The organism is Gordonia sp. VNK1 (genome assembly GCF_040049135.1).
Lineage (GTDB): Bacteria > Actinomycetota > Actinomycetes > Mycobacteriales > Mycobacteriaceae > Gordonia > Gordonia oleivorans.
This window is the reverse complement of sequence record NZ_JBDZDJ010000012.1, coordinates 163,455-169,865: the sequence shown is the minus strand read 5'-3', so window position 1 is coordinate 169,865 and position 6,411 is coordinate 163,455. Positions and strand designations below refer to the sequence as shown.

Annotated in this window: 8 protein-coding genes and 1 pseudogene; 3 read left to right on the top strand and 6 right to left on the bottom strand. The window is 67.0% G+C overall.

The window, feature by feature from the left end; genetic code table 11:
• The 4 genes and pseudogenes from ABLE94_RS16300 to ABLE94_RS16285 form a co-directional block, all read right to left on the bottom strand.
• Nucleotides 1–504, bottom strand: a pseudogene (locus tag ABLE94_RS16300) (HNH endonuclease); the annotation flags it as partial.
• A 332-nt stretch (nucleotides 505–836) separates the two neighbouring features.
• A complete protein-coding gene (locus ABLE94_RS16295) occupies nucleotides 837–1,061 on the bottom strand; it encodes a hypothetical protein (RefSeq protein ID WP_348809266.1) in 225 nt (74 codons plus the stop codon).
• A 96-nt stretch (nucleotides 1,062–1,157) separates the two neighbouring features.
• On the bottom strand, nucleotides 1,158–1,640 hold the full coding sequence (locus tag ABLE94_RS16290; protein ID WP_348809265.1) for a hypothetical protein: 483 nt from the start codon (nucleotides 1,638–1,640) through the stop codon (nucleotides 1,158–1,160).
• 94 nt (nucleotides 1,641–1,734) lie between these two features.
• Nucleotides 1,735–2,049 (bottom strand): hypothetical protein, encoded by a 315-nt coding sequence (locus ABLE94_RS16285; protein WP_348804404.1) that lies wholly within the window; start codon nucleotides 2,047–2,049, stop codon nucleotides 1,735–1,737.
• A 77-nt stretch (nucleotides 2,050–2,126) separates the two neighbouring features.
• Between ABLE94_RS16285 and ABLE94_RS16280 the strand changes: the two genes are divergently transcribed.
• Nucleotides 2,127–2,600, top strand: coding sequence for an NUDIX hydrolase (locus tag ABLE94_RS16280; RefSeq protein ID WP_348804405.1), 474 nt, complete (start codon nucleotides 2,127–2,129; stop codon nucleotides 2,598–2,600).
• A 12-nt stretch (nucleotides 2,601–2,612) separates the two neighbouring features.
• Here ABLE94_RS16280 and ABLE94_RS16275 read toward each other — a convergent pair whose 3' ends face one another.
• Together ABLE94_RS16275 and ABLE94_RS16270 are read right to left on the bottom strand one after the other, a co-directional pair.
• Nucleotides 2,613–3,980 (bottom strand): Rv0964c family protein, encoded by a 1,368-nt coding sequence (locus ABLE94_RS16275; protein ID WP_348809264.1) that lies wholly within the window; start codon nucleotides 3,978–3,980, stop codon nucleotides 2,613–2,615.
• Nucleotides 3,981–4,328: a hypothetical protein gene (locus ABLE94_RS16270; protein WP_348804408.1), complete on the bottom strand. Its 348-nt coding sequence runs from the start codon at nucleotides 4,326–4,328 to the stop codon at nucleotides 3,981–3,983.
• A 184-nt stretch (nucleotides 4,329–4,512) separates the two neighbouring features.
• Here ABLE94_RS16270 and ABLE94_RS16265 point away from each other — a divergent pair, with 184 nt between their 5' ends.
• Nucleotides 4,513–5,499 (top strand): NADP-dependent oxidoreductase, encoded by a 987-nt coding sequence (locus ABLE94_RS16265; protein ID WP_348804409.1) that lies wholly within the window; start codon nucleotides 4,513–4,515, stop codon nucleotides 5,497–5,499.
• A gap of 60 nt (nucleotides 5,500–5,559) precedes the next feature.
• Complete coding sequence (locus ABLE94_RS16260) at nucleotides 5,560–6,390, top strand: aldo/keto reductase (protein ID WP_348804410.1); 831 nt, start codon at nucleotides 5,560–5,562, stop codon at nucleotides 6,388–6,390.
• Nucleotides 6,391–6,411: the final 21 nt, after the last annotated feature.

Genomic DNA, 6,411 nt, shown 5'->3' with positions numbered 1-6,411 from the left:
GCGACGGTCCTTGTCGACCTTGGCTTTGCGGTCGACGACGGCGCGGGGTTCGAGTTGGTAGGCGAGTTCTTTGGCCTTGGCTTCGAGTTCTTTGTCGCCGACGCCGTCCAATGCTGCGGTGTCACTGCAGAGTTCGCGGTCGATGGTTTCGCGGGATTCGCGGGTGAGGTAGGCGGTTTCGCGGACGAGGATGGTGGCCCGCCATTCGGTGAGGTGTCCGGCTGCGAGGGCGGCGAGGGTGTGTGGCATCTCGTGGGTCAGGGCGCGGGCGAAGCCGAGGTGGCTGGAGCCTTTGCGTCCGGAGGCCTTGCGGGCCAAGCCGATTTCGGCGCCGAGACCTTTGCCGCGTCGGCGTTGCGGGACGCGGCGGGCTTCTTCGTCGGCGGCGCGGAGTTCGTCGAGGCGGGCGGTTTCACGGACCTGCGCGGCGGTGGCCGCGGATTTCAGTTCCTCGAGGACGGTGAGGCGGTCGATGGCGTCGGCTTCGGTTGCCGCCGAGGTCATCTCGACGAGTGAGGTGAGGGCTCGACGGATATCGTCGGTCGTCTCGAACATCCCACCCCCGCTTGATCTCGAATATGCGTTCCATGGTACACGCGTGTGAGGATGTGCGCCATAGGAAAATCGTTGACAGACAACATTTTTCCGTCGAGCGAGCCGCAGTTACGTTGACAGCGCTCGGTTTTCCGTTGACAGCGCTCGGTTTTCCGTTGACAGCGCCCGCAATTCCGTTGACAGCGCTCGGTTTCCATTGATCGCGAGTGCGCCCACCGGTCCCAGCGGATCTCACCGGGTCTCGACCTACGGGAACCCCACCCACCGCGGAGCGATCGCGGTCAGAAACCGCTCGGCGGTGTCGGGCCGGACTTCTTGCGGGAGGACCGGACGAGCATGACGCCGCCGTAGATCGCCAGGGCGATCAGGGCGACCCAGAACAGGCCCTTGAGGATCGGCCCGATCATCGCCAGGGCGATCAGGGCGACCGCGATGATACCGAGGACCTTCCAGAAGGTCAGTCCGGATCCGGAGGTGGTCTTGTGTGATTCGGTTGATGTGTTCATGACTCCACGATGACGCGTCGGAAGGGAAATTTCACTGGTCAGAGCATGCTTTGGGGGAAAGATCAGGGGACTCCCCCATGCCGGTGGGCGCCGCACTCAGCCGATGTGCGGGGCCGCGCTCGGCGCGGTGTAGCTACATCCGAGTGCCGTCGGACTCGGGAAGGCGCGGCGATCGCGGAACCAGGCGACGCAGATGCCGGCGACGGTTCGCCGAGATCGACTGAGCAGGTAGCCGTGAGTGCAGTCGCGGAAGCGATCTTCGTAATTCCACCGGTCGAGCATCGCGTTCGGCACCGCGTATGCGGCCACCGCCGGGATGTCCATCACCGCCGTCGACAACCGCACCATCATCGTCCGTTCACGCAGCACCAGGATCTGGGCGCAGGGCACGTCGAGGTCATCATCGTCGGCATCCCCGTTCCCGTCATGATCGGACGGACCGAGATCGAGCACCGCACCGGCGGGCATACCGGCCAGGGAATCGACCAGCCAGTCGTACATCGCCGACCATGCCGCGACCGGCCGGACACCCTCGGGATCAGAGCTGTGTGCGGCATCGGGGCCGTGTGCATCGAACATGTGAACCTCCTGGAGAAGATCGGATGTCCACAGTGAAGCACCGGCCACCGACAAGTTCGTCGAACGCGAGTGCGAAGCGTCGACGAGGCCTTCCCTACCGGGCGTCGTCCCCGGTCTCACCACGCTCCCGGGCGGAATCCCGCTTCTGCTGCTCATACTCCTCGGCGATGTTCTCGTCGTCGAAGGTGATGAGCGGCTCGCCGCCGAACTCCCGGTAGAGGGCGAAGGCGGCGAGCACCAGTCCCAGCACTCCACAGAGCCAGGTGCTTCCCGGGACGTCACCCACCCCGCGGTTGATCACGTCCACCAGCGCCCACACCACTCCGGTCAGACCGATGACGACCATGACCAGCCAGATCCCGACGCCGCCCTGCGCGCTCGGTGCGCTACCGCCCTGAGGAGTGTTCACCCGGCGATCTTCCCACGATCACCGATGCCCGCGGCCCGATCCGACGCGCGCGTCGCCCGCCGGGCAAGATGGCACCCATGCCGATCCCCGAGTTCATCCGCGACCTGCGCTCCCACGTCGGACATGCGCCGCTCTGGCTGTCCGGTGTCAGTGGGGTGGTCACCGATGACGCGGGACGCGTGCTGCTGACCCGCCGTGCCGACACCGACGAGTGGGCCGTGGTCTCCGGGGTCCTCGAACCCGGCGAGGAGCCCGCCCGGGCGATCGTCCGGGAGATCACCGAGGAGACCGGGGTGAGTGCCGAGGTCATCCGCCTGACCAGCGTCGACGTCACCGACATGATCACCTACCCCAATGGGGATCAGACCCGGTATCTGGACGTGTGCTTCCTCGCCCGTCATGTCTCGGGTGAGCCGCGGGTCGCCGACGACGAGAACACCGCGGTCGCCTGGTTCGCTCCGGACGCCCTCCCCGAACCGCTCGCTCAGACGTCGAGACTGCGCCTGGACAAGGCGCTCGCCGGCGACCCGCAGGCCTGGTTCCACCGCTGAGAAGATCGCCCGTCACCGCACACCCGGCACCGCGGGCGGATCACCCACCGGGCCGAGCGGGGTGGTGTCGGCTGCCACGCCGGTCGGCGCCTTGCCGACCTGGCCGAGGACTCGGGTCTCCCCCGGAAACTGCTCGAAATCGCGGTCGTAGTCGCCGAACTCGTGATGGAGCGGGAGATTGAGGAACGGGCCGAAGGACGTGTGGTCGCCGGCGCCGTCGGTGTGCAGGACTCGCGTCTGACCGTCGGGCAGGTACTGGTAGGTCTCCATCGACGGGTAATCGGTCACGTTGCCCGAGATGCGGGCACCGCCCCCGTCACCCTCACCGGGCGTGATGATCGTCTGACCGTTGACCGACCAGCCGGCCTCCGCCGTCCCCGGCGGCGCAAGCGGATCCGCGGCGTCGTAGTTGACGAGAACGGTTCCGTCGTCCAGTTGCGAGGCCCGGACCCGCGGTGTCCCGGTGCGCACGGTCGTCCCGTCGGCGGTCGCCGACGGATTCTGCCGGGCGATCACCAGTCCGGTCTCGTAGTCGACGACGTAGGTCACCCTCGTGTCCTCCGGATCGAAGGTCGGGTCGAAACCGCGGTTGTCACCGAGGTGATCGTCGATGCCGCCGTGCACCGTCGCAGTCGGGATGAACAGTCCGGTGGCCACCACCCCCTGCCCCGGAACCGGATTGATACGCAACACGCTGATCTGCGGTGGTACCCCGTTGTTCTTCGGGGAGTAACTGTGCGGATCGAGCACCTCGGCGACCCGCCAGTCGTTCTCCGAGGTCGGCGGCCGCCCATAGAGCGACCGGAACGCCGCGATCTGGTTGGCTTGTCGCGCAGCTGGATTGAAATCCGGATTCTCGCCGTCGGCGGTCAGTGCGATCCCGCCGCTCGCGGCGTTGAGCAGCGCCGCCAGATCGTCGTCGAAACGCTCTGCCCGGCTGCAGATCTCGGCGACGCGGCGCGTGATCTCGGTGATGGCATCCTGATGGGCCTGCCGCTCCGCCGGTGACCACCCCGGCACCGACGGCCACAGCAGGTCGGTCACCGCACCACTGACCGGATCGATGACAAATCCTCGCACATCGGCCTGCGCCTGAACACTTCTCGCGTCCCGGACGAGCGCCGTCGCCTCGTTGAAACAATCCCGGGCGGCCGCGGCCACCTTCGCGTTCTCCACACCGTAGCTGTCGATGTCGACGCGCACCCGCCCCGCCGCCGCGCGTGCCGCGTCGGCGGCATCACCCTGCCACGTCGACAGACTGTCCAGTGAGCCGAGGGTGGTGCCCAGCGTCGAGCAGGTCGCCTGCTGCGCGGAGCAGATCGCGAAGATCGACGAGATCTGCCCCGGGTCGAACCGCAACACATCACCGAAACCGACCATCTACAACCGCAATTCGATGTCGGACGACCCTGATGCATCCGGCCGATAAGGCATCACGCGCAACGATGCGGCACTCGTGTCGTCGGCCGCGAGGAAGGCGGTATCGGCCGCGGTGAGCATGGTGCCGTGGTCACCGACCACGCCGGCCAGCCCCATGCCCCGCCGTCGCCACGATTCGGCGAGAGTCATCAGCGCCTGACCGCTGTTGTCCCACAATCCGGTTGAGATCTCACACAACGATTGATGATGGCCGTCGAACTCGCGCGCGGCGTCGTCGGCGCCCGCGACGAACACCGACGACATCCACCTGAGCTCCGAACCCACGGCCTCGACGCGTCTTTCGGTCATGCGCTGTCCCCCTTCGCGTATCTGGCGGCCTCCCGGCTGCGCCGACCATACGGGGAATGTGTCCCGCTGCCGGCGGTCGTGCACCCGCCTGTGGACAACTGCCTGTGGACAACTCGGGTCAGGCATTTCCGACAATTGTGATCGCAACGGAATAGTCGGCGACCCCGGCCGCCTTGTAGCTGTCATGGCCGACACGAGTGAGACCAACGAGAACACCCTCGATATCGACTCCGCCGCCGTCACCGCGCGGCAGATCGTCGCCACCGCCTACGGCGATCCCGCGGAGGTGATGGAGGTCGTCAAGATCGAGTTACCGGTGCCCGATCCCGGCCAGGTCGTGGTGACCGTGCAGGCCATCGGTGTCAACCCGTTCGACGCGAAGACTGTGAGCGGGGTGATGGGCACCGACGAGTCGAAACTCCCGCTGCACCCGGGCAGCGAACTGACCGGAATCGTCAAGGCACTCGGGCCCGACGTCACCGAGTTCGCCGTCGGCGACGCGGTGATCGGCTACCCGGTGGCCGGCGCCTACGCCGACCACGTGGTCGTCGGCGTCGACCGACTGCACCGGCGACCGGAATCCCTCGACGTCGAACATGCCGCCGGCCTGTTGCTCGTCGGCGTCACGGCCGCCGACACGGTCGCCACCGCGGGCGTCACCGACGGCGACGTCGTTCTCGTCCACGGCGGTGCCGGCGCGGTCGGGTCGATCGCGGTGCAGCTGGCGCTGCGCGCCGGGGCCACCGTGATCGCCACCGCCGCCGAGACCAATCACGACGCTCTGCGCGCACTCGGGGCGATCCCGGTGACCTACGGTGACGGCCTCGCCGACCGCGTGCGCGCCGCCGCACCATCGGCGGTCACCGCCGCCATCGACACCGCAGGCACCGACGAGGCGATCGATGTCTCGCTGAAACTCGGCATCGACGCGTCGCGCATCGTCAGCATCGCCGCATTCGGCCGCACCGACGACGGCATCATCCTGATCAGCGGATCGTCGGACGCGACCAAACGCCACCACGCAGAGGCCATCGAGCCGCTCATCGCCGCGGCCGCCGACGGCTCGCTGATCACCGAGGTCGCGGCCGCCTATCCGCTGGAGCAGGCCGGCCGCGCGCTCACCGACCTGACCGCGCGGCATTCGCGCGGAAAGTTCATCCTGCTGCCCTGACCACCGGCATCATCGACATCACGATCCATCAACCACGTCCACAACAGTGAAAGGTGTTCCATGACAGTCCCTTCCATCACCCTGAACAACGGTGTCCAGATCCCGCAGCTCGGCTTCGGGGTATTCCAGATCGAGCCGCAGGACACCGTCGAGGCCACCCTCTCGGCATTCGAGGTGGGCTATCGCCACATCGACACCGCGCAGATGTACGGCAACGAGAAGGAGGTCGGCGAGGCGTTCGCCAAGTCCGGCCTGCCCCGCGACGAGGTCTTCATCACCTCCAAGCTCAACAACAACAAACACGCCTACGACGACGCCCTCGCCGCGACCGACGAGACCCTGGAGCGGCTCGGCGTCGATCAGGTCGACCTGTTCCTGATCCACTGGCCGCTGCCGGAGGTCGGTGACTTCGTCGAGACCTGGAAGGCGCTGGAGAAGATCTACGCCGACGGCAAGGCCCGGGCGATCGGCGTCTCCAATTTCCAGAAGCACCACCTCGAGCGTCTGTTCGCCGAAACAGAGATCGTGCCGGCGGCCAACCAGATCGAGGTGCATCCGTATCTGACGCAGGACGAGTTGCGCGCCTTCAACACCGATCACGGGATCGCCACCGAGGCGTGGTCGCCGATCGCGCAGGGCGACGTCCTCGACGACCCGGTCCTGGTGAAGATCGCCGAAGAGAAGGGACGATCGACCGCGCAGGTCACCCTGCGGTGGCACATCCAGCGCGGCGACATCGTCTTCCCCAAGTCGGTGACCCGGTCGCGTGTGGAGGAGAACTTCGCGCTGTTCGACTTCGAACTGACCCCGGCCGACGTGGCCGCGATCGACGGCCTCAACAAGAACAAGCGCCGCGGCCCCGACCCGGACACGTTCAACTGGGTGCCCTGATCTGACACCACCGGCCGAACC